The 22,522-nt window shown below is 33.3% G+C and carries 17 protein-coding genes, 1 tRNA gene and 1 riboswitch; of the genes, 5 read left to right on the top strand and 13 right to left on the bottom strand.

The window, feature by feature from the left end; translation table 11 throughout:
• Positions 1–134 precede the first annotated feature (134 nt).
• From nagB to BQ5371_RS06545, 3 genes are all read right to left on the bottom strand, one after another.
• A complete protein-coding gene (gene nagB / locus BQ5371_RS06535; RefSeq protein WP_071133047.1) occupies positions 135–866 on the bottom strand; it encodes a glucosamine-6-phosphate deaminase in 732 nt (243 codons plus the stop codon).
• 244 nt (positions 867–1,110) lie between these two features.
• Positions 1,111–1,198: transfer RNA gene (locus BQ5371_RS06540), tRNA-Ser, on the bottom strand.
• Between the two features lie 118 nt (positions 1,199–1,316).
• A complete protein-coding gene (locus tag BQ5371_RS06545) occupies positions 1,317–3,077 on the bottom strand; it encodes a Na/Pi cotransporter family protein (RefSeq protein ID WP_071133048.1) in 1,761 nt (586 codons plus the stop codon).
• 158 nt (positions 3,078–3,235) lie between these two features.
• On the opposite strand from BQ5371_RS06545, the gene brnQ reads away from it, so the two are divergent.
• Positions 3,236–4,591 (top strand): branched-chain amino acid transport system II carrier protein, encoded by a 1,356-nt coding sequence (gene brnQ / locus BQ5371_RS06550; protein ID WP_071133049.1) that lies wholly within the window; start codon positions 3,236–3,238, stop codon positions 4,589–4,591.
• A gap of 98 nt (positions 4,592–4,689) precedes the next feature.
• On the opposite strand, the gene buk is transcribed toward brnQ, so the two are convergent.
• From buk to BQ5371_RS06575, 5 genes are all read right to left on the bottom strand, one after another.
• Positions 4,690–5,748, bottom strand: a complete 1,059-nt coding sequence (buk, locus tag BQ5371_RS06555) for a butyrate kinase (protein ID WP_071133050.1) — start codon at positions 5,746–5,748, stop codon at positions 4,690–4,692.
• Between the two features lie 92 nt (positions 5,749–5,840).
• Positions 5,841–9,293 carry a pyruvate carboxylase gene (locus tag BQ5371_RS06560; RefSeq protein WP_071133051.1) on the bottom strand — a complete coding sequence of 1,151 codons (3,453 nt, stop codon included), beginning with the start codon at positions 9,291–9,293 and terminating at the stop codon, positions 5,841–5,843.
• Positions 9,294–9,372: 79 nt separating this feature from the next.
• Positions 9,373–10,185 carry a mechanosensitive ion channel family protein gene (locus BQ5371_RS06565; RefSeq protein WP_071133052.1) on the bottom strand — a complete coding sequence of 271 codons (813 nt, stop codon included), beginning with the start codon at positions 10,183–10,185 and terminating at the stop codon, positions 9,373–9,375.
• Positions 10,178–12,067, bottom strand: coding sequence for a translational GTPase TypA (gene typA, locus BQ5371_RS06570; RefSeq protein ID WP_071133053.1), 1,890 nt, complete (start codon positions 12,065–12,067; stop codon positions 10,178–10,180). Before typA ends, BQ5371_RS06565 begins: the two co-directional genes overlap by 8 nt.
• Before the next feature lie 7 nt (positions 12,068–12,074).
• Positions 12,075–13,907, bottom strand: coding sequence for a DUF2207 family protein (locus BQ5371_RS06575; RefSeq protein WP_071133054.1), 1,833 nt, complete (start codon positions 13,905–13,907; stop codon positions 12,075–12,077).
• A 103-nt stretch (positions 13,908–14,010) separates the two neighbouring features.
• On the opposite strand from BQ5371_RS06575, the gene BQ5371_RS06580 reads away from it, so the two are divergent.
• The gene (locus BQ5371_RS06580) at positions 14,011–14,493 is read left to right on the top strand and encodes a deoxycytidylate deaminase (RefSeq protein ID WP_071133055.1); all 483 of its coding nucleotides are present in this window, start codon (positions 14,011–14,013) and stop codon (positions 14,491–14,493) included.
• 325 nt (positions 14,494–14,818) lie between these two features.
• On the opposite strand, the gene BQ5371_RS06585 is transcribed toward BQ5371_RS06580, so the two are convergent.
• The 4 genes from BQ5371_RS06585 to metK all read right to left on the bottom strand — a co-directional run bounded on the left by BQ5371_RS06585 (position 14,819) and on the right by metK (position 18,274).
• The gene (locus BQ5371_RS06585) at positions 14,819–15,091 is read right to left on the bottom strand and encodes a type II toxin-antitoxin system YafQ family toxin (protein WP_071133056.1); all 273 of its coding nucleotides are present in this window, start codon (positions 15,089–15,091) and stop codon (positions 14,819–14,821) included.
• The gene (locus BQ5371_RS06590; RefSeq protein ID WP_071133057.1) at positions 15,084–15,341 is read right to left on the bottom strand and encodes a hypothetical protein; all 258 of its coding nucleotides are present in this window, start codon (positions 15,339–15,341) and stop codon (positions 15,084–15,086) included. Before BQ5371_RS06590 ends, BQ5371_RS06585 begins: the two co-directional genes overlap by 8 nt.
• 469 nt (positions 15,342–15,810) lie before the next feature.
• On the bottom strand, positions 15,811–17,052 hold the full coding sequence (locus BQ5371_RS06595; RefSeq protein ID WP_071133058.1) for an aminoacetone oxidase family FAD-binding enzyme: 1,242 nt from the start codon (positions 17,050–17,052) through the stop codon (positions 15,811–15,813).
• A 19-nt stretch (positions 17,053–17,071) separates the two neighbouring features.
• Positions 17,072–18,274 carry a methionine adenosyltransferase gene (gene metK / locus BQ5371_RS06600; protein ID WP_071133059.1) on the bottom strand — a complete coding sequence of 401 codons (1,203 nt, stop codon included), beginning with the start codon at positions 18,272–18,274 and terminating at the stop codon, positions 17,072–17,074.
• A gap of 99 nt (positions 18,275–18,373) precedes the next feature.
• Positions 18,374–18,478: riboswitch (SAM riboswitch) on the bottom strand.
• A gap of 82 nt (positions 18,479–18,560) precedes the next feature.
• Between metK and BQ5371_RS06605 the strand changes: the two genes are divergently transcribed.
• From BQ5371_RS06605 to BQ5371_RS06615, 3 genes are all read left to right on the top strand, one after another.
• Positions 18,561–19,847, top strand: coding sequence for a hypothetical protein (locus BQ5371_RS06605; protein WP_071133060.1), 1,287 nt, complete (start codon positions 18,561–18,563; stop codon positions 19,845–19,847).
• A 366-nt stretch (positions 19,848–20,213) separates the two neighbouring features.
• Positions 20,214–21,458 (top strand): alanyl-tRNA editing protein, encoded by a 1,245-nt coding sequence (locus BQ5371_RS06610; protein WP_071133061.1) that lies wholly within the window; start codon positions 20,214–20,216, stop codon positions 21,456–21,458.
• Positions 21,459–21,606: 148 nt separating this feature from the next.
• Positions 21,607–22,242, top strand: coding sequence for a cytidylate kinase-like family protein (locus BQ5371_RS06615; protein WP_071133062.1), 636 nt, complete (start codon positions 21,607–21,609; stop codon positions 22,240–22,242).
• Positions 22,243–22,332: 90 nt separating this feature from the next.
• On the opposite strand, the gene rd is transcribed toward BQ5371_RS06615, so the two are convergent.
• On the bottom strand, positions 22,333–22,491 hold the full coding sequence (gene rd, locus BQ5371_RS06620; RefSeq protein WP_071133063.1) for a rubredoxin: 159 nt from the start codon (positions 22,489–22,491) through the stop codon (positions 22,333–22,335).
• Between the last annotated feature and the right edge of the window lie 31 nt (positions 22,492–22,522).

Raw genomic sequence — 22,522 nt, forward strand, 5'->3', positions numbered from 1 at the left:
AATACTCTCCTATAAATAACAATTAATATCAATTAACCATTATTCACTTACAATAACAATAATTTGAAAAATTTTACAAAATAAAATGCTATATAATATTATATAGCATTTTTAATAATATATCGAATTAAAATTTATTTTGAAAGTTTTGATGCTGCATCTTTGTCCAAAACAACAGTTACATCATTATGGTCTTGAAGAATTGAAGCTGGGCAGTCAACAGTCTTTTCTCCCTCTATCATATCCTTAATTGCCTGTGCCTTATTAGCACCTGTAGCTATGAGGATAATTTTCTTTGCTCTCATGATAGAAGCAAGACCTTGAGTTATTGCAAGCTTTGGAACTTCATCAATATTGCCATCAAAAAATCTTGCATTATCCTCTCTTGTCTGCTCTGTTAGCTCCATTATATGAGTTTCGCTGTCAAAAGGACAACCAGGTTCATTAAAAGCTATATGACCATCTGAGCCTATTCCAAGGATTTGAATATCAACTTCATATTTCTTTAATTCGTCCTCATATTCCTTCGCAGATTTTTCAGGATCTTCGCAATCGCCGAGTGGAACATGGGCGTTTTCTTCTTTAATATCAATGTGATTAAATAGATTCTCGTGCATAAATGTGTAATATGACTCTCTATGTGATTTTGGAAGTCCAATGTATTCATCAAGATTAAATGAAACTGTGTCCTTATATGAAGTACCATTTTCCTGATGATCTCTTATCATCTCCTTGTATAATCCAACGGGTGAACTTCCTGTTGCAAGTCCAAGAACTGCTTTATCTTTCCTTACTATATCTTTCATAACATCAAAAGCAGCCTTAGATACCTCATCATAATTGTCTTTAATTATAATATTGAACATATAATATTTCTCCTATCTGTCTATAAAAATATTTTTTACAAAAATAATACTGAGAGATTTTACCACAAGAAAATATCTATTACACTTGTTTTTTTTGTGAAAATTTATATTTATTTCTAAAAATATAATTTTATATTTTAATCACTATTTTATTTAATTTTATTCTTAGATTATTCGATACATTTTCTAAATTATTAAAAAAGCTATAACCTTTATCAGTAACGGTCATAGCTTTTAAAAAAGTTGGCGGAGGACACGGGACTCGAACCCGCGGGGCTGTTACACCTTACCTGATTTCCAATCAGGCTCCTTAGCCGCTCGGTCAATCCTCCATCTTATAATACTTGTAAATTTAATATATTTAATATATTTTGTATATCTACTTGTTTTATACCTTATAAATTCCTTTGAGATGTTAACATAATCTCGTAAATTAAGCAATACTATTGATTATATTGCATATTTTTCCTTATATTGCTCATACATTTTAATAAATCTCGCATCATTTTTATTTCTGATCGCATCAATATATTCATGCGAATTTAAGTCATGTTCTTTTTCTTCAATTACAACCAAGGCTATATTACTGCAGTGGTCTGCAATTCTTTCATAATTAGTCAAAAGGTCATTAAATACAAAACCATTTACAAGCGTACACTCCTTATTTTTTAGCCTTTCAATATGCCTAAATTTCATCTCATCGCAGATATTATCTATGAGTTCCTCAAGAGGCTCAACCTGAACTGCTAAATCAATATCATTATTTATGAAAGCTTCTATACTAATTGACAGTATTTCTTTAAGTGCGGACTCAAGCGTCATAAGCTCTTCATTTGCTTTATCTGAAAAGATAATTTTTTTAGTATATATTTCCTCTCCAGCTTCACCTACATTTTCAGCATGATCGGATATTCTCTCAAAATCTGATAAACTGTGCAAATATTTGCTAACCTCTCTCGTCTGTGCATCATTAAGCTCGATAGCAGTTATTTTCATCAAATAATTTCCAAGTTTATCCTCATATCTATCAACGCTATCCTCAATTTCATTTATTCTCTTTAACTTCTTTTGAGAAAAATCTCTTCTCAAAGAAATAGCTTCATATATGCTCATCTTAGCCTTTTGTGCCATAGATGTAATTGTCAAATGGGTTTGCTCAATTGCTATTGCAGGATAATTTAAAAATCTTGTTTCAAGCCTGTCCATATCCTCTTGATCCATGATTGCTGTTTCGTCATCTTTAAATATTTTGCATACTAGCTTTTCTAAAATCTTTATAAATGGTGAAAGAATAACAACCATAATTAATCTGTATATGGTGTTGGTAAGTGCAATCATTACCATTGTCATAGAAATATCTGTAACATTTATTATTGATAAGGAAGATAATATATAAAAAACAGTGCCGCAAATCAAAGCACCAAGCACATCAATAATGAGATAGATCCAAGCAGTTCTTTTTCCATTTACGCTAGCTCCTATTGAGCTTAGAAGTACAGGAACAGATGCACCTATCCCTATTCCCATTATGAGTGGAAAAGCAATATCAAAATTAACCGCTCCCGTGACTGCTAATGCTTGAAGTATTCCAACAGCTGCACTTGAACTTTGAATTATGCTTGTAAGGATGAGCCCTGCTATTATGCCTATAAAAGGATCTGAGAACTTTGTAAGAATACTTATAAATTCAGCACTTTCCCTCAGTGGCGATACAGCAGAAGACATAGCACTCATTCCATACATTAAAATTGCAAATCCAAGAAGTATTTCGCCAATATTCTTAACCTGTTGCCCCTTCATAAAGGTCCTAAGAATAATTCCAATAACAGCAACAAAGCTTGTTATCATCTGAGTGCTCAGAATTGAAGCAATGCTTGAACTTTGTCCATTTATACTATTTAAACAGAGAATCCAGCCCGTTACACTTGTTCCTAGAATGGCTCCCATGATAATTCCAATAGCTTGATCAACTTTCATCATTCCTGAATTTACAAAACCAACTACCATAACGGAAGTTGCTGATGATGATTGAATTACAGCCGTAACCCCTGTTCCAAGGAGGATCCCCTTGACCGGTGTTCCTGAAAGCTTATATAGAATAACTTCAAGCTTATTACCTGCAACTTTTTTAAGCGAATCTCCCATGACGGACATTCCAAATAGGAAAAGTGCAACCCCTCCTAGCAAGCTTGCTATTCCAACTACTCCCATTCTAACTCCTTATATATCAGATTATTATATGTAAAATAATAAATTTTTGTTTTAATTTTAGACATTTCACTAAATTGGTTGTAATGCGATGGCTTATATATTATCATATGTTTCATAAAAAATCGTTTTAAATTATCAATTTCGAGCGGAGTAACAAAATGAAAAATAAACTAAGTTCTAAAGAATCTCTTTTAATAGCAATAATGCTCTTTGGTATGTTTTTTGGTGCAGGAAATTTAATTTTCCCTGTGCACCTCGGTCAGCTGGCTGGATATAATGTCCTTCCTGCTGCTCTAGGCTTTATATTCGTTGGCGTAGGCATTCCAATTTTGGGTGTTGCCTCTATTGGAATAACAAAGAGTTCTGGCCTGCTTGAATTAAGTAGCAATGTTTCAAAAAAATATGGTGTCTTTTTCACCTGTCTGCTCTACCTAACAATAGGACCTTTTTTTGCAATACCCCGTTGTGCAACAGTCCCTTTTTCGATTGGAGTTGAGCCCTTAATCTCGTCAGAGCATACGCGTCTCTTCTTAATAATTTTTACAATAATTTATTTTTCCTTAGTACTCTATTTTTCACTAAAACCGGGTGAAATACTTATATGGGTTGGTAAGGTATTAACGCCTTTATTTCTAATCCTATTAAGTATTATGATAATTGCAACCTTTATCAAACCAATGGCTTCAGATATTTCTGCAATAACACCTGACCCGAATTATTTACACGGTGCTTTTGGTCTTGGATTCCTCGAGGGTTATAACACTATGGATGCCATAGCGGGTCTTGCCTTTGGTATAATAGTAGTAAATGAGATTAAACGCCTTGGCGTCGATAACCCAAGCGACATAGCTAAATGCACATTAAAGTCAGGTCTTATCAGTGCTTTAATAATGGCATTTATTTATATCCTCATAACCATAATGGGGACACTTAGCCGTGGACAATTTGAAATAAGCGAAAATGGTAGCATTGCACTTGCTCAAATATCAGGTCACTATTTTGGTACTGCAGGAACTATTCTGCTCGCAGGAATTACCACCGTTGCCTGTTTAAAAACATCAATAGGTCTTGTGACAAGCTTCGCAGAGACCTTTTCAGAAATGTTTAAATCCGGTCCAACATATAAAGGCTGGACATTTATAACCACCGGTGTTTCTTTCGTTATAGCTAATGTCGGCTTATCATCTATAATAAACTATTCAATTCCTGTATTGATGTTATTATATCCTTTGGCTATTTCGCTAATTTTACTCGGATTGCTAACTAAATATTTTAAAGATGCAAAGCCCGTTTATCTCAGCGTAACAATTTTTGTTTTAATATCCGCAATCTTCGATTTTGTAAAGTCTATATCACAAATATTTGATATAAAATCTTTAAATCCAATTATTAATTTCGGTTCTAAAGTTTTTCCATTCTTTAACTCTGGTTTTGGCTGGGTTATACCGTCTTTAATAGGATTTATAATAGGAATTATTATTACAAAAATTAAGCAAAATAAAACAAGTTACTAATAAGTATTTCTGCTTATAATATAAAATTCAATAATAAGATAAATAAAAAGGGCATCGCTTATATATTTTAATAAGCTGATACCCTTTTAAATATTACTTTATTTATATGTTTCCCATTTTCCGCTGTGAAGAGCTCTTAAAGCACCCTCTGCCAAAGACCTCATCTCTTCTTCACCAGGTATTCTGATAATTGGTGCAATCTTATTTATATAAGAGCTAATTTCATTACAGAATTTCTCGCTATGAGCCATTCCGCCAGTGTATACGATTGCGTCTACATTGTATCTTAGAACTGCACTCATTGCACCAATATCCTTTGCTAATTGATATGCAATGGCCTTAAAAGCTCCCATGCATACTTCATCATTATCATCAAAGGCCTTGTTTTCTACTGTTCTAAAGTCCTTTGTACCAGTATATGAGAACACTCCACCCTGATCTCCGAACTTCTTTCTTGCTTCCTTATGCGTTACACCTGAGAAGCAGTAATCGATAAGCTGACAAACAGGTACTCCTCCAGCTCTATCCATGCCCATAGCACCTTCGTCCTTAACATTGTTTACATCGATAACCCTGCCCTTGTGATGTGCTGCAACAGAAACTCCTCCACCAAGGTGTACAACTATAAGATTGAGCTCCTCATATGACTTTCCAATCTGCTTTGAAGCTCTTCTTGCAACTGCCTTCTGATTAAGGGCGTGGAAGAAACTCTGTCTTTCAAAACCTTTCATTCCTGAATATCTTGCAATATCTTCAAGCTCATCTGTACATACAGGATCGACAAAGAATGATGGAATTGATACTGTGTCAGCAAGTTCTTTTGCAATATAAGGTCCAAGGTTTGCAACATGCTCACCATATGGATGATTTATTACATCTTGAATTACTGCATCATTTACAGCATATGTTCCTGATGGAATATGTTTAAACATTCCTCCTCTTCCGCAGACAGCGTCAAAGTCCTCGAGCTTATATCCTTTTTCTGTAAGTGTCTTTAGGATAACCTCCTTGCGGAAAGGCATCTGATCAGATATTGATTTGTAAGGGGCAAGTTCTTCGGCAGTGTGGTCCAAATTAACCTTTAGCTCCTCTTTCTCCTCCTCAAATACCGCAATCTTGGTAGATGTTCCACCCGGATTTATCACTAGAATTTTCATTTCGTATTTCTCCTTTCAATACGCTAAAAGTATTTAAATTTAAATCCAAATAATAATTTCATTTAGTACAAAACACAGCTTTTATTATACATCTATTCCTCCAGCAAGGCAATAAGTTGCCCTGACTTTACCATATCTCCCTCTTTAATATAAATCTTCTCTATCGTTCCATTCTTTGGTGAAATAACATTTGTTTCCATCTTCATAGCTTCAATAATGGCAATTGGTTGTCCCTCTTTTACTTCATCACCCTTAGCAACCAATATCTTTATAATATTTCCCGGTATATTTGCACCGATTTCATTAGGGTCCTCTGTATTTGCATATTGAATACTGCTTCCCGATATTACAGACTTAGTGAGTGCCTGATTATCTTTGATGGTTACTACCCTTCTATTTCCATTGATAGTATATGTGAGATCCCTATTTCCTGCTTCATCTGGTTCTTTTATCTCTTCAAATGAAACTATGAGTGGTTGACCTGCTTTTAGCTTTATCTCTGCAGTTTCTCCTATGTTTAAACCGTGGAAAAAAATGTCTGATCCCATATTTCTAAAATCACCTTTTTCCCTGCGATCCAGTATGAACTTATCAAATACCTTATCATACATAGCATAAGCTATCTGCTCTTTTTCATTTCCATCAAGCCCAAGGTCCTCTTTTAGATGTTTTTTTATAGATTCATAATCATCTGGTGGAAGAATTTTGCCCGGCCTACAGGTAATAGGTTCTTTTTCTTTTAAGACTGTTTTCTGTAAATCTTTAGGAAACCCACCCTCAGGCTGCCCAATCATTCCGCTAAAATAAGATACTGAAGAATCAGGGAAATCTATATTTTTCCCTTTTTCAACTATATTTTCAGGTGTTAAATCATTTTGAACCATGAAAATCGCTAAATCTCCAACTACCTTTGACGATGGTGTTACCTTAACAATATCACCAAGCATCTTATTAACTTTTACATACATATCCTTTACTTCATTGAATTTATGACCAATTCCAAAACTTTCAACCTGTGGTTTGAGATTTGAATACTGACCACCAGGTATCTCAAGTCTGTATATTTCAGCAGAAGAAGTTTTTAAATCGGATTCAAACTTATTATAAACAGGTCTAACATCTGCCCAGTAATCAGAAATAAGTTGTAAACCGTCTGGATCAAGTCCAGTGTCCCTATCGCTATTCTGAAGTGCAGCAACAATTGAATTGAGTGCAGGCTGTGATGTTAAGCCTGACATACTATTCATAGCTGCATCTATAACATCTACACCTGCCATTCCTGCCATAAGAAGCGTCGCAACTCCATTTCCCGATGTGTCGTGGGTATGAAGATGAATTGGGATTTCTACTTCATTTTTTAATGCCTTTATAAGCTTGTAAGCAGCCATCGGTTTTAAAAGACCTGACATATCCTTGATTCCGATGAAATGTGTACCCATTTTTTCAAGTCTTTTTGCCATCTTAACATAGTAATCAAGGTTGTATTTTTCTCTTGTATTGTCCAATATATCGCCCGTATAACACATGGTCGCTTCTGCAATCATTCCTTGGTTAAGCGTTTCATCAAGAGCAATTTCCATACCTTCAATCCAGTTTAATGAATCAAATATTCTAAAAATGTCAATTCCCGACTTAGCACTCTGCTTTACAAATTTCCTTATTGTATTATCCGGATAATTCTTATACCCTACAGCATTAGCTCCTCTAATAAGCATCTGAAATAATACATTAGGAACAATGCTTCTAAGTGTTTCAAGCCTTTCCCAAGGGTCTTCATTCAAAAATCTCATCGATACATCAAAGGTAGCACCACCCCACATCTCCATGCTGAACAGGTCTTTGCCATAATAAGCCATTGCAGGAGCTATTTTTTCAAGGTCCTTGGTTCTCATTCTGGTTGCTATAAGGCTCTGCTGTGCATCTCTAAATGTAGTATCAGTTATAAGAAGTTTATTCTGCTTTAAAGCCCAGTCAGCGACTGCTTTAGCACCTTTTTCATCAAAAATTTGTTTTGTTCCCTTGAAGCTTCTTATCTTTTCTGTATCGACCCGAGGAACTAGAGGTACATTAAATTCGCTTACTCCGTCGCCCGCTTCATTTACAAATTTATTGCCGAGGAAGTCAAGTAGTTGTTGTTCTCTATTAGTAATCTTTCTTATGTTGAGAAGCTCAGGATTTTCTTCAATAAATCCTGTACTACATTTTCCTGCTCTAAACTTCGGATGATTTAAGACATTTATAAGAAAACCAATATTAGTCTGTACGCCTTCAATCTTCATCTCTCTTAAGGCTCTTACCGACTTATTAATTGCATCATTAAAAGTCCTTGCCTCTGAACACACCTTAACAAGCAAGCTGTCATAATATGGGGAGATAATAGCACCTGTAAAACCTGTGCCTCCATCAAGCCTTATTCCATTACCCGAAGCCGATCTATACATGGTAATCGTTCCTGTATCAGGAGCAAAATTATTAGCGGGATCTTCTGTTGTAACACGGCACTGAATTGAATATCCACTCTGTACAATATCGCCCTGATCTTTAATAGCAATTTCATCTGAATATAACGGATAACCCTCAGCAACCAATATTTGAGCTTGAACCAAATCAACTCCAGTAACAATTTCTGTTACGGTATGTTCAACCTGTATTCTTGTATTCATCTCGATAAAATAATGGTTACCACTTGAATCGAGTAAAAATTCAATAGTTCCTGCTCCTCTGTAATTAACAGCTTTTGCAATCTTTAATGCGTCAGAGCACATCTCTTTTCTTTTTTCTTCTGAAAGGCAAAGGGCTGGAGTAAATTCAATTATTTTTTGATGTCTTCTTTGAACAGAGCAATCTCTTTCATATAAATGTACGATATTGCCATATTTATCTCCCAAAACTTGAACTTCAATATGTTTTGGATCTTCAATATATTTCTCAATAAAAATATCCCCATTTCCAAAGGCCTTTATAGATTCATTTTTTGCACTTCTAAACTGAGGAAGCATCTCCTCGTCATTTCGTACAATTCTCATTCCTCTGCCACCACCACCTGCAGCAGCTTTTAGCATTACAGGATAACCTATTTTATGAGCTATCTCTATAGCCTGTTCTTCTGAATCAATTGCTAATTGGTCTCCTGGAATTGTTGGGACATTTACCTTGTTTGCTACAATTTTTGATTGAATTTTATCTCCAAGACTATTCATCATCTGATGAGTCGGTCCAATAAATTCTATGCCAGCATTTTCACAAGCTTCTGCAAAATCAGGATTTTCAGAAAGAAATCCATAACCGGGGTGAATAGCTTCAGCACCCTTGCTTTTTGCCAAGCTAATTATTTCATCAATATCAAGATAAGCTTCAATCGGGCTTTTACCCTTGCCAATTTCGTATGCCTCGTCAGCTTTTGTTCTGAATAGAGAATTTTTATCTTCTTCAGAATAAATCGCTATAGTTCTAATGCCCAGTTCCTTACAAGCTCTTATTATTCTAATTGCTATTTCTCCCCTGTTGGCAATTAAAACCTTTCTAAATTGCTTATTTACAACCATCTTACTTTCCTTTCTGTCAAAAATATTTGGCTTAAGCTATTGGCCTTTTTTATATTTCTAAATATATATAAAATATAAACTAATTATTTTTTATATTTACATCAATTTTACGATATGGAATTTCAATCCCTGCTTTATCAAATTCTTTTTTTGTATTTTCTTCTATAAAATATTTAACATCGAAGTAATCATCTGTCTTGCACCAAGCTTTTATATCAATGATAACTCCATCTTCTGCAAGTGTGCTTACTCCTATAATCAAGTCCTCTGATTTAATTACCTTAGGACAAGAATCCGCTATATCCCTTAGAATTTCCTTAGCTTTGTTAATGTCTGCGTCATAGCTTACCATCTCTTGGCAGTCTACTCTTCTAATATCTTCTCTTGAATAATTCATGACAACAGAATTTACTATCAATGAATTAGGAACCGTAATTTTTTTATTGTCTAATGAATGCATATGCGTTGTCATAAGGTCAATATTATCAACTATTCCTAGCATATTTTTTCCTTCTATCTCAATTAATTCTCCTCTTAAAATTGGCTTAGAAAAGAGAATAATTAAGCCTGATGCGACATTTGAAAGGCTATCTCTAAGTGCTAATGCAATAGCTGCACCTGTTGCTCCTAAAAGAGTTACAAGCGGTGCTGTTGGAACATTTAGAGCAGATAAAATTGTTATTATAAGCACTACCCAAAGCCCAATTTTAATAATCATCAAAATAAAAGCATGAAGTGCTGGATCAAGCCTCGATCTATGCAATAATCTCTTTGAAATAGCTAAAAGAACTTTCATAATTATTAAGCCTATTATGAGGATAATTATGGACATAAAAATCATTCCGCCGTAGGTAGTATCTAATATTCTCTCAATTCGTTCAATTCTATCCATTGGATATGCTGCTCCTTGATTTTCTTCTGTCAAGCTCTCTAAGAAGTTTTTTTCTAAGTCTTATATCATCAGGTGTAATTTCCACAAGCTCATCGTCATCAATAAACTCAAGTGCTTCCTCAAGTGAAAAAACTCTTGGAGGTGTAAGCTTAATAGTGTCGTCACTACCTGCCGCTCTCATATTGCTAACCCTTTTAGCCTTGCAAGGATTTACTACCATGTCTTCTTGTCTATGGTTCATTCCTACTATCATTCCCTCATACACATGGTCGCCCGGTTTTACAAACATGGTAACTCTTTCCTGTATATTAAAGATTGCATAAGGAGTACAATTACCCTCCTCCTGTGCAATTGCGACTCCATTGGTTCTCTTTGGAATATCACCCTTCCATGGTTCAAAGCCGGTAAACCTTCTTTCCATGCTACCTTCTCCATGTGTACTATTGATAAATTCACTCCTATATCCCATTAGACCTCTGGTTGGAGCATTGTATTTAATTCTTGAATATCCATTGCCTTCGCTAAGCATTTGAATCATCATGCCCTTTCTCATGTTTAGCTGTGAAATAACGGTCCCTGAATACTCGTCTGGAACGCTTATAGCAACTTCTTCAATAGGTTCAAGAACTTCTCCATTTTCGCCCCTTTTTATTACAACCTCAGGCTTTGATACTGCGAGTTCATATCCCTCTCTTCTCATATTTTCAATCAATATGGAAAGATGTAATTCACCTCTTCCTGACACCTTAAACGAATCAGTTGAATCTGTAGGCTCTACTTGAAGTCCGACATTTACCTCAAGTTCCTTTTCAAGCCTTTCCTTTATATGCCTGCTCGTTACATACTTACCCACTTTTCCCGCAAAAGGAGATGAATTTACCATGAAATTCATCGAGAGTGTTGGTTCTTCAATTTTTATATTCTCCATTGCACATGGTTTTCCAATGTCGCAAATCGTTTCTCCTATAGATATATCATCAATTCCTGATATTACAACTATATCGCCTGATTTAGCTTGTTTTACAGGCACTCTGCTAAGCCCTCTATATATAAAAACTTGATTTATCTTAGCATTATAAAATTCTTCTGCTCCTTTCATGACCATTACCTGCAAAGCTTCTTTTATTATGCCTCTGCTAATTCTACCTATTCCAAGTCTTCCAATATAGTCATCATAGGCAAGTGATGATACCTGCATCTGTAAGCTTTCATTATCATGATCAGGATATGGCTCGCAATGCTTAGTTATTATATCGAGTAAAGGCTTTATGTTTAAATTCCCATATCCCTTAGGACTTTTCTTTATCTTAGTATCACCTTCACCAATTAAAATGTCATCTACCTCTTTTGGGTCATTTACGGCAATCCCCTGCCTTGCAATTCCATAGAGAATTGGAAAATCCAGTTGTTTATCATTTGCTTCAAGATCCATAAAGAGCTCATATACCTCATCAACAACCTCATCAATTCTTGCATCTTTTTTATCAATTTTATTAATAAAAAGTATCGGATTTATGCCCTGCTCAAGTGATTTATTTAAAACGAATCTAGTCTGTGGCATTGGTCCCTCGCTTGAGTCAACCAAAAGGATTACAGTATCCACTGTTTTCATTATTCTTTCAACTTCAGAACTGAAATCCGCATGGCCTGGAGTATCGACAATATTGATTTTATAATCGTTATACATGATAGAGCAATTCTTTGAGTAGATTGTAATGCCCCTCTCTCTTTCAATATCATCGCTGTCCATAACGCAATCTGCTATTTTTTCATTATCTCTAAATACCTGAGATTGAGCTAAAAGTGCATCTACAAGGGTTGATTTCCCTGCATCTACATGAGCAATAACAGCAATATTTATAATCTTTTCTTTACTATCCATAATTCTCCTATTTGTTAATACGCTTGTCCATAAGCGAAATATATTCATTTTGAAGCGTTCTTCCGAAGTTATCAATATTCTTAGAAAATTCTATAGAATTTTCATTTTTATTATTAAATTTCATCTCATGAGCTCCTTTATAAGATTCAAACCAATAAGCTCCCCCAATATCAGCATCTTTGAATTTTGTTCCCCATTTACCTGTCAAGAGAAATGCGTAGGCATATGGAACTAATTCATAGAAATAATCGCTTTTACTCATATCGTTATTTTTGAATTTTTCCTCATCAAGGTGAATAATTTCATTCTTTAAAGCCGTTACTTTAGATGTAAGCCTTGCATTTTGAGCTGTTCTGGCTTTCATTATATAAATCATAAACAGACTTAATAATGTAATAATAATATATAAAGCAAGCACTCTAAGATTATTAAATGTCCGATATATATCAAGTGAAACATAGGCCGTTGCCAAAATGAAAATTATAGCACCAATTAATAAAACTAAGATATTTACAAGCTTATTAGGTCTATAGAAATTATCAAGCCCCATTATTATTAACAAAGTGGATATTAGAGTTAATGTCAAAATCGTAATGACTGTCACATAGTCAATAAATATATATCGGCCTACAAAGCATATTGAAACGATAATCGCATTTACTATAGATATTAAAATAATGCTCATCAATCTATAGAACTTAGATTTTTCTGTGATTGAGACCATATCCTTACTTGCATATATGCTTTTAACGCTTTGCGAGAGTAGTTCATCAAGATTCTTAAATTTCTTTAAAAAATCTTTCATTTTAATAGGGGTGCCCTCGTATACACTGTCAAATAATTTATTATATAAACTTCTTATATACCTAGGTTCTGTGTCAGGATTTTTCAAAGCTGTTAACTGATACTTCTTAGGCTTATACTCAGTTATCTTCAAAAATCCCTTGCTTCCTAGATATATAATCATCGATATTAAATCGTGAATTCCTATATTTCCATTTAATAGATAATTAGCTTCAGCGGGTGGAATCATATCTTTGTATGAAAAATCACTTTCAGATGTTACCTTAGGGTCCTTTCCACCATTAAGCCATAGGATTAACATTATCAATATCGAAATCAAAGAGAAACCACAAATTAAATATTTTAGCCACGAATAATCAAGTTCACCTCTCCAGTAATTTTCCGGAAGGTCAGATTTTAAAATAATACTGAAATTCTGCGGGATATTTGTTCCAGACATTATCAATTCGTTATTATTTATACTTGCATTCACCTTGTTTGAAACATCTTGAACACCAAATTGTCCGGCAAAAAATTGCATGTTTTCAAATGGAAAATTTTTAGGAAATAAGACACTTATCTTAATATTGTCAATAGGCGTGCTAAAGGTACTCGGCAATACATTCATATAAAATATATCAGCTTTTTCACTCTTATCAACATATGTATATATCTTATATGTGAGCTTAATCTTGTGCTCCCCAAGCCCAAGCTCTTGAAGTGAAGTTAAATTTATATTGTAATCATACTCAGCATTTTTTACGCTAAATTTTGCTCCCTCGACATTAATATCTTTAACCCTGTAATTTCCCTTAGGTATATAAAGGCTGTATTCATTTGATTTGCCATGAATATCAATCATTAGTGTCTCGGAAATATCATAAGTATGATCTCTATCAACTACCGCATCAAAATTATATGATTTGATAGATATTGGCGAATCAATTTTTTCTTCTGCAATCACTGGGTCGTAAAATAAAATTGAAAAAAAGACGACTATAACCCCAAAAATCGTCAACAAATTATATTTAATAAAGCTTTTCAAAAATGAATTCATGCTTATTACCTTTCTATTGAAAATTAATTTATTATACTATAGGAGAGTTGATAATTCCAGCCTCATATTGTAGAATACAGTCTGATAAAGGAGCTGAAAATCAATGAAAAGAAATGATTACATATCTTGGGATGAATACTTTATGGGCGTATCAATTCTCGCTTCAAAGAGGAGTAAAGATCCAAATACTCAAGTTGGTGCGTGTATCGTTGATGATCACAATATTATACTATCTACGGGATATAATGGATTCCCTCTCGGATGCTCTGATGATGAATTTCCATGGGAAAGAATAGGTGAAGATACAAAATATCCATATGTGGTTCATGCAGAGCTTAATGCAATATTAAATTCAGGTGGAAAAGACCTTAGAGGCTCTAAGATTTATGTTAGTCTATTTCCTTGTAACGAGTGTGCAAAAGCTATTATACAGTCAGGCATTCGTGAAATCATTTATATAAGTGATAAACACGCTAATGACCGAGGCACAATCGCCTCAAAAAGGCTTCTTAAAGCTGCCGGTGTAAAATGTACGAGGCTAGAACCTAAAAGCCACAAAATCGAACTGGATTTTGATATTGAATGATTGGGTATTAAATATAATTAGATTTAATAGATTTGATTTTTATCTTAACTATATCTCATTTCTTGAATAAAAAAATAGACAGATTTCTCTGTCCTTAGATTTAACTATCTGTAGTTTTAATTTATTTATCTATTACCTGTACTCCCAATATCTTTCTTCTGAGTTGCTTATTATATATGGAACTTACCTAGTATTTATAACCATCCTGTCGGATTTTCTTCATTTTTCTTTTTTGCTATTCAATATTATTTGTGCATGAAATAATATTGATAGACAGTTACCCTCAAATTAGGGTTATTTTTTTGAGAATCTATAAACTAAATGCCTAGTATAAATCGCTATGTGTGCCTGTCCTTGTTAGATATAAATATAATTCATCTTCTGTTTTTTCGTAAATTAGAAGCCAATCGGGAGTTATATGGCATTCTCTACAATTTACAAAGTTTCCCTTTAGTGGATGGTCTTTGTATTTTGCTGGCAATTCTTCCTCTCTTGCTAAAATATTGATGACATTTTTTAATAAAGATAAATCATATCCTCTTTTACTTATTTTCTTTAAGTCCTTTTGAAATTTTGATGTTGGCTTTATTTTATACATCAAGTAGATCCTTCATCATATCATCAACATTGGTATATTCTTTCCCTAAATTAGGATTTTCTTTCATTTTTTCTACTTCCTTAATCGCCTGTATTGTTTCAGCATTCGGGGTTCCATATTCAATAACAGACTTCATATATCTTACAAGATTCCCTTTTACATTTTCGCCACAACTAGATACAATGCTTTTATACGCATTATATGTATCTCTATCCATTGAAAAAGAACAGGTTACTGTATTATTCTGCATAATAGTCCTCCTTTAATTACTAAGTTTACTAAGTCATATTACTTAGTAATTAAAGTATATCTACTATGGAGAAACTGTCAAGATTAAATTTCACATTTATTAAAAATAATTTAAACATTTATACTTAAATTATTTATCAAACATAAAAAATACTAAAATAACAGTAGGTATTTTAATCGTTTGTATTAAAACTTTTATCATTTGTAAAAGTTAAAACCTATGATTAATGAGATTACCATTTAAAGATACAAAAACTAATAGCAACATAATTAGCGTTTATTTTGTATCTATATTATCGTTATAACTGTATTTTACAACCTATTTTTTAAGTTCTTTCATAAATACTTCATAAGAACATTTTTATCAAACATTTTTTTGGATAGAAATTTATCAACTCACATATCTAACATCTTTTTCAGTAATTTATCAAAATCTGCACCTTTTGGAAAAAGCGTCTAATCGATAAATATCATTTTTGTCTCTCAAAACCCTTGCCAAGTCTATCCACTGCACCTCTTGATGCCCTAATACCGCTTGCGAACGCGTTAGTTAAATTATATCCTCCGCATGGACCGTCATAATCTATAACTTCTCCTGTAAAAAATACTCCGCTTTCTTTCTTTGACTGATAATTTTCATCTAACTCATTTAAGTCTACCCCGCCTGAAGTGCACTGAGCTTCTTTCCAGCTTCTTATATTTACAGGATTAAATTTAAGATTATGCACAAGATCAGAGATAAGTTCAAGATTATTTTCATCTGATAAATTTTTAGTATTTTTTATTTTAAGCTTGTCAATGATAAATCTTGAAATTTCAGGCTTTGTAATTGTGGCTAATATATCCTCTTCATTCGCTCCGTTTATGGTCTTAGCTCTTAAAATTGGCAGTATATCAATGCCATTACAAATATCGATACTAATTTCAAAATCATTAAAGCTCTCCCCTTCATTAAGCCTCATAAATCTCGTCATATTAAAGACTGCAATACCCGAAATGCCATACTTTGTAAATTGGACCTCTCCATCTTCTGTAAAGATATTAATTCCATTCTTAAATAAATTAATTCTTCCCTTTACCCTCACTCCTTGAAGATATTTAAATTCATTACCTCTGCATTCAATCCCTGCCAAGATTGGAATTGTTTTAACTACTCTATGGCCAAAGGCTCTTGCAAATCTATATCCGTCTCCTGTGGAGCCAAATTTAGGACCAGCCTTTCCACCTGTCGCAATTATTATGTTCTTTGCACAGACTGTAAATTTATTTTTTATGCCATCTTCCTTTTCTTCCAATATATCTATCTCAAATATTTTATTATTATTCTTATCAAATGTTTTATCAATATTTAAAACTGTAGATGATAGTAAAATTGGTATTTTATGTTTTTTTAAATTGCTGAAAAGCATATTTGAAACATCTGCGGCGGACTCGGAATATGGATAAACTAGCCCATTTTCATATGTCCTTGTAACAATACCTACGCTATCAAAAAATCTTGATACGAGCTGATATTCTTTTGCATTTATATTAGTAATATTACACTTGCCATTTCCAGTTGCCTTAATTTTTCTACATACAAATGAATTTTTTTCTATTATAAGGAGCGATGCCTCAGGTTTAATCTTCTTAGCACTTATAGCAGAAGCCGTTCCGGAGGCACCTCCCCCAATTATACAAATATCATAAATTTTATCTGGTAAATCGCCCATATCTAATATATTTTTTCCCTTATAAATACTTATTTAAATCTTCCCTTAGCTTATCTGCCATGTCTGTTTCTTCCCATTTAACTCCAAGTGTCGTTCTGCCAAAATGCCCATAGGAAGCAAGTTTTCTATATATAGGCTTTCTTAAGTCAAGTTTTTTTATAATTGCAGATGGTCTCATATCAAAATTATCTATAACTATCTCTGCGATTTTTTCATCTGATATTAATCCTGTTCCCTCTGTATTAACATATACCGAAACAGGTCTAGCAACTCCGATTGCATAAGCGAGCTCAATTTCACACTTCTTTGCAATTCCGGAAGCGACTATGTTTTTCGCTATATACCTAGCCATATATGTAGCACTCCTATCCACCTTTGTCGGATCCTTTCCTGAGAATGCTCCACCGCCATGCCTAGCATAACCGCCATATGTATCAACTATAATTTTTCTTCCTGTAAGCCCTGAGTCACCCATTGGTCCACCGATTACAAATCGCCCTGTTGGATTTACAAATATCTTTGTCTTTTCATCAATATAATCATTTGCTATAGTTGATTTGATAACCTTGTCTATAATATCCCTCTTTATTTCTTCTATGCTTACATCGGGATCGTGCTGGGTTGAGACTACAATTGTATCGACTCTTATCGGCTTTCCATTATCATATTCAACAGTAACCTGCGTCTTGCCATCAGGTCTTAGATATGGAATACTATTATTTTTTCTTACCTCGGCAAGCTTTAGAGCAAGAACATGGGCTAAAACGATTGGAAGTGGCATTAATTCTTCCGTTTCATCGCAGGCATATCCAAACATCATTCCCTGATCTCCTGCACCTATCTCAAAATCTAATCCATTATCATCTTTATCTGAATACCCATTCTTATGCTCTAGAGATTCATTAACTCCCATAGCTATATCGCCTGACTGCTCTTCTATATTTACTAAAACAGCACAGGTATTTCCGTCAAAACACATTTCGCTTGAATTATATCCTATTTCATTTAAAACTTTTCTTACAATCCCTTCAATATTAACAGTGCATTTTGTTGAAATTTCACCAAAAACCATTATAAATCCTGTCTTTGTAACCGTCTCGCAAGCTACTCTGGCTTCCGGATCTTCTTTTAATAAAGCATCTAAAATTGCGTCTGATATTTGGTCGCAAACTTTATCAGGATGTCCCTCTGTTACTGATTCTGAAGTAAAAAATTGTTTCATGTCTTATACCTTCCTTTAGCATCTAAAAATAATAATTTGACACGAACCCTTTATTTCAGTCACAAAAAATCCCTCCACGGCAGGAGAGAGTAGTAACTTTCCTCATCTGCCGGCATATTAGCCGCGGGAATTGGCACCTTCGAAGTATTCCTCGTGGTTGCCGCGAGTTCACAGGGCCCGTCCCTTCCTCGCTCTTAATAAGGTTCGTATGTGATAATTATAATCTTTTATAATTTGCTGTCAAGTTGCCTGCTATTGTATAATCTATACCAAGGAGGAAGATGATATGTCATTTAAGCTTTATGAAGGCAGTTTATCTCCTAGATATAATATATTTAACGATTATACTTTTAAAGAATGTTATGCAACTAACACAAGGCTCATGGGTGCTCTTGCTATGCGTATAATTTGGGTATCTAAAGAAAATCATAATAAATATTTATATCAGCTCATTCATCTTGATTATTCAGAATATGGAATCGATGATTATAGAGAATTTATAGTTGAAAAAAATAAAGAAAGTCTTTCATTAAATAGCAAATTTGCTGAGCTATGGACTATTTGGGAGAATATGTCAACTTGCCTTGGGGGCTTTGAAAAGAAAATTTCTCTTGAAACAGCCATTAATTTCATATGCACATCTATAAAAATTGGTGAAAAATATTATAAATTACATGATAATCATATAAAAGAATTCCAAAAATATTCAAATAGAAGAATAAATTTCATGTTATCTACTCTAGGTTTTCCTGATTTTTCTAATGGCTTTTCAGAATTTAAAATAAATGACTTCTCATTTATGTATGAGCTTTTCCCCGATGATATGACATCTGCTGAAATAATAAATTATTTTATCATGAGACTCTCTGATAAGGATTACCTTCCTGCGAGTATGCTTTCAGACTTTGACGTAGATTATTTAAAAAATCTTGAGCTTGCTCCTTTGGGCATTTTGTCGCTTATGAGAAATACACTACTTGACCCTAAATCTGTAAATTTATCTGATAAAAAGACGCTATATTATACTTGTAAAACCCTCTTATTGGGTAAAAAATACTATTATGCTCTAAGCGAGATTGGCATAAGGAAATCATCAACTATACTTAATTACAAGGTAAATTATTTTAATATATCCTTTATAAATGAAATATCAGAATATGAAGCTGCAATGCAATTAAAGCACAGTGAGTATATAACTACTTTTTCTATATGCGATAAAAAAGAGGATTTTCCTTTGGATAGCCTCTTAATGATGATAAAAACCACCCCATATAAAGTTCCAGCTGGAATGATTTATATGATATATAATGATAATAATTCTCACGTTAAGAATAATGATTATTATTTAGACCAAGATGTTTATGCTGCTATACTTATCACTCAAAATGATGAGGTAGTAATAATGAGTCAAGAGTTAACTAAGATTGATATGCTTGAAAAGATAATACTAAGCTCACCTTTAAGAGCAGACATCGATTTGTTAGATAGGTATAAATTTGAGAATCAAGTATTTCAATCCTTTTCAAAGACAAGGCATCTAAATTTTAGTGCTTTTATTGATGGATATATATAATTTTTTGCAATTTACAAGAATAAATATTATGTAAAATTTTGTTCGCTTTATGAAAATGTTTTTTCAACACACTTTTGACCGTGAAAAATATAGGTTTAAGCTTTTATCCACAGGTTTTTAAACTTTTGTATACTATTTTGTCAACAAGGGTATGTTGATAATTTCAATCAATATAAGCCTTTATTTGCAAGCTGTATAGCTTGATAGCATAAAAGTCAATACAAGTTTTCAACATATTTATTCAAGATTTTTTACACATTTTGTTCGTCATATAATAATTAAGTTTATTATTATAAATTTTAGAAGAAAACGCTGTTAATTTCAGCCTTAAACTGAATTTAAATCAAGATTATATTGGAGGATAAATTGAAAACAATTAAAACATATCAGGAAGATGTATATCTAAAAAACCTATCTGCAATAGTGATAGACATATCTTCTGAAAATGGGATTACAAATATAATTTGCGATAGGACTATATTCTTCCCTACGGGCGGAGGTCAACCTTGTGATAATGGATATATAGATAAATATTTTATTTTTGATGTTTATATAAATCAGAATGGAGAAATAGTTCATAGCACTCGTGATATAAAAAATATCGACTCTGCTTTATCATTACTCGGATTGGAAATCAAAATGAAAATTGATTGGGACAGGCGTTTTAGAAATATGCAGCGTCATCTTGGTGAACACATATTATCAGGGATTTTTTATAAACTTTTTTCCGGGAATAATAAAGGTTTTCACATGGGTGATGAGTATATTACTATTGACATACACCTCGCTCATGGAATGCTAACAAAGGAAATGATTAAACAAGCAGAGATTGAAGCAAATAAGGCAGTTCAGATGAATCTTCCTGTCACTACTTCCTTTTTTGATGATAGGAGTGAAGCTTCTTTAATGCCGGTGCGAAAGCCAATAGATATTGATGGAGAAATAAGCGTTGTAACTGCTGGAACTGACAATAATATTATAGATTGCGTTGCTTGCTGTGGAACTCACCCCTCTTCTACCGGAGAACTTGGTCTTATTAAAATTTATAAATTCGAGCCCAATAAAGGAATGACAAGGATATATTTTGATGTCGGTATGGATGCCCTAAATAAATGCATAGATAGTATGGATATATTAAAAGATGTCAGTAACCACTTATCATGCAATGAAAATGATGTGTATAAGTCTATTTTAAAAAAAGAAGAAAGCGAAACCATATTAAAAAATTCTATCTCAAAACTCTCCTCCTCCCTTATGGATATTAAAATCAATAGTTTTTATGAAGATATAATTTCTTCAAACATTAAAGGTTTATATGAAATAAAAGAAGAAGATCTTGATGCTGAAAGAGCAAATAAGATGGCTTACAAGCTAATTGGTAAACTAAAATCTTATCCGATTATTGATGAAATACTAATAGGAATAATTACACAGGATAATAATCTAATTCTTGCATCAAATGGGAATATATCATGTGGAAGTCTTGTAAAAAATAATATTAAAAAATATAATGGAAAAGGTGGCGGAAGAGATGATAATGCCCGCGGAAAGTTCGATGACATAAGTTCACTAAAGTCTTTCCTAGGTCAAATTAGGCTTGAATTAAATTGATATATGTGAGTATAATTAATTGATATATAAGATTATAATAAATTGATAGATTAGATTACAATTATTGGATAGATGCGAATATGTTAAGTTAATAATAGTTTTAAATTTTATATTAATTGATATTAAGAGCTTTAAGTGAGGTATAGATGTGAATGACAATAAATTTATCATTACGATAGGAAGAGAATTTGGAAGTGGTGGTCATGAAATTGGCAGAAGGCTTTCTGAGGTATTAAACCTTGATTTTTACGACACTGAATTTATCAAAATGGCTGTCGAAAAAACCGGTTATAGTGAAATGTATATAAAAAATAATGATGAAAAAGCCCCTGATTTCACCGGTAGCACCTTTATGTCAGGCTTTGATTACTATCACCCATCACCATATGACAGGATTCAGGAAGAAGAATATAATATTGTTAAATATCTTGGTGAAAAAGGTGGTTGTATAATAGTCGGTAGAGCCGCTGACTACATTTTAAGAGATGAAAGATTGATTAGAATATTTATATATGCTCCATTTGACGATAGGGTTAAAAGAAAGATGGCACTTCTATCTTCTGATATGAAAGATAAGATTACCATATCGCAGATGGAAAAAACTGTAAAGCAAATGGATAAACAGCGTCGAAAATTTTATGAATATTATACTGATAACAAATGGGGTTCTTCTGACTCCTATGATCTTCTCATTAATAGCAGTAGTGCTGGCGTTGACGGCTCTGTAAAAATTATCAAAACTTTTGTAGAGGAATGTAAGGGTGCAAGCAATATGCCTGACTAAGTAAATTTAATATATTTATTATAAAAATAAGACGGAGTGATAATCATCTCTCCGTCTTATTTCATAAGTCAATATTGTAAAAATTATCGATTATTGTGCTTCAAATTTTTCCTTTGGTACTCCGCATACTGGGCAAACCCAATCTTCTGGAAGATCTTCAAATGCTGTACCTGGTGCTATATCATTATCAGGATCACCCTTTGCTGGATCATAAACAAATCCACATACTTGACATTCATACTTTTTCATAATCATACCCCCTAATCACATGGCATAATAG

Origin of the sequence: Alterileibacterium massiliense (genome assembly GCF_900104645.1) — a bacterium.
Classification (GTDB): Bacteria; Bacillota; Clostridia; order Peptostreptococcales; family Anaerovoracaceae; genus Alterileibacterium; species Alterileibacterium massiliense.

What these genes read in the sequence shown, in the direction of transcription:
- metK (WP_071133059.1), bottom strand. Translation starts at nt 18,274, where the DNA reads ATGAAACAATTTTTTACTTCAGAATCAGTAACAGAGGGACATCCTGAT.
- BQ5371_RS06605 (WP_071133060.1), top strand. Translation starts at nt 18,561, where the DNA reads ATGTCATTTAAGCTTTATGAAGGCAGTTTATCTCCTAGATATAATATA.
- BQ5371_RS06585 (WP_071133056.1), bottom strand. Translation starts at nt 15,091, where the DNA reads ATGTATAAAATAAAGCCAACATCAAAATTTCAAAAGGACTTAAAGAAA.
- BQ5371_RS06595 (WP_071133058.1), bottom strand. Translation starts at nt 17,052, where the DNA reads ATGGGCGATTTACCAGATAAAATTTATGATATTTGTATAATTGGGGGA.
- typA (WP_071133053.1), bottom strand. Translation starts at nt 12,067, where the DNA reads ATGGATAGTAAAGAAAAGATTATAAATATTGCTGTTATTGCTCATGTA.
- BQ5371_RS06575 (WP_071133054.1), bottom strand. Translation starts at nt 13,907, where the DNA reads ATGAATTCATTTTTGAAAAGCTTTATTAAATATAATTTGTTGACGATT.
- BQ5371_RS06545 (WP_071133048.1), bottom strand. Translation starts at nt 3,077, where the DNA reads ATGGGAGTAGTTGGAATAGCAAGCTTGCTAGGAGGGGTTGCACTTTTC.
- BQ5371_RS06560 (WP_071133051.1), bottom strand. Translation starts at nt 9,293, where the DNA reads ATGGTTGTAAATAAGCAATTTAGAAAGGTTTTAATTGCCAACAGGGGA.
- nagB (WP_071133047.1), bottom strand. Translation starts at nt 866, where the DNA reads ATGTTCAATATTATAATTAAAGACAATTATGATGAGGTATCTAAGGCT.
- BQ5371_RS06590 (WP_071133057.1), bottom strand. Translation starts at nt 15,341, where the DNA reads ATGCAGAATAATACAGTAACCTGTTCTTTTTCAATGGATAGAGATACA.
- rd (WP_071133063.1), bottom strand. Translation starts at nt 22,491, where the DNA reads ATGAAAAAGTATGAATGTCAAGTATGTGGATTTGTTTATGATCCAGCA.
- BQ5371_RS06565 (WP_071133052.1), bottom strand. Translation starts at nt 10,185, where the DNA reads ATGGATAGAATTGAACGAATTGAGAGAATATTAGATACTACCTACGGC.
- brnQ (WP_071133049.1), top strand. Translation starts at nt 3,236, where the DNA reads ATGAAAAATAAACTAAGTTCTAAAGAATCTCTTTTAATAGCAATAATG.
- buk (WP_071133050.1), bottom strand. Translation starts at nt 5,748, where the DNA reads ATGAAAATTCTAGTGATAAATCCGGGTGGAACATCTACCAAGATTGCG.
- BQ5371_RS06580 (WP_071133055.1), top strand. Translation starts at nt 14,011, where the DNA reads ATGAAAAGAAATGATTACATATCTTGGGATGAATACTTTATGGGCGTA.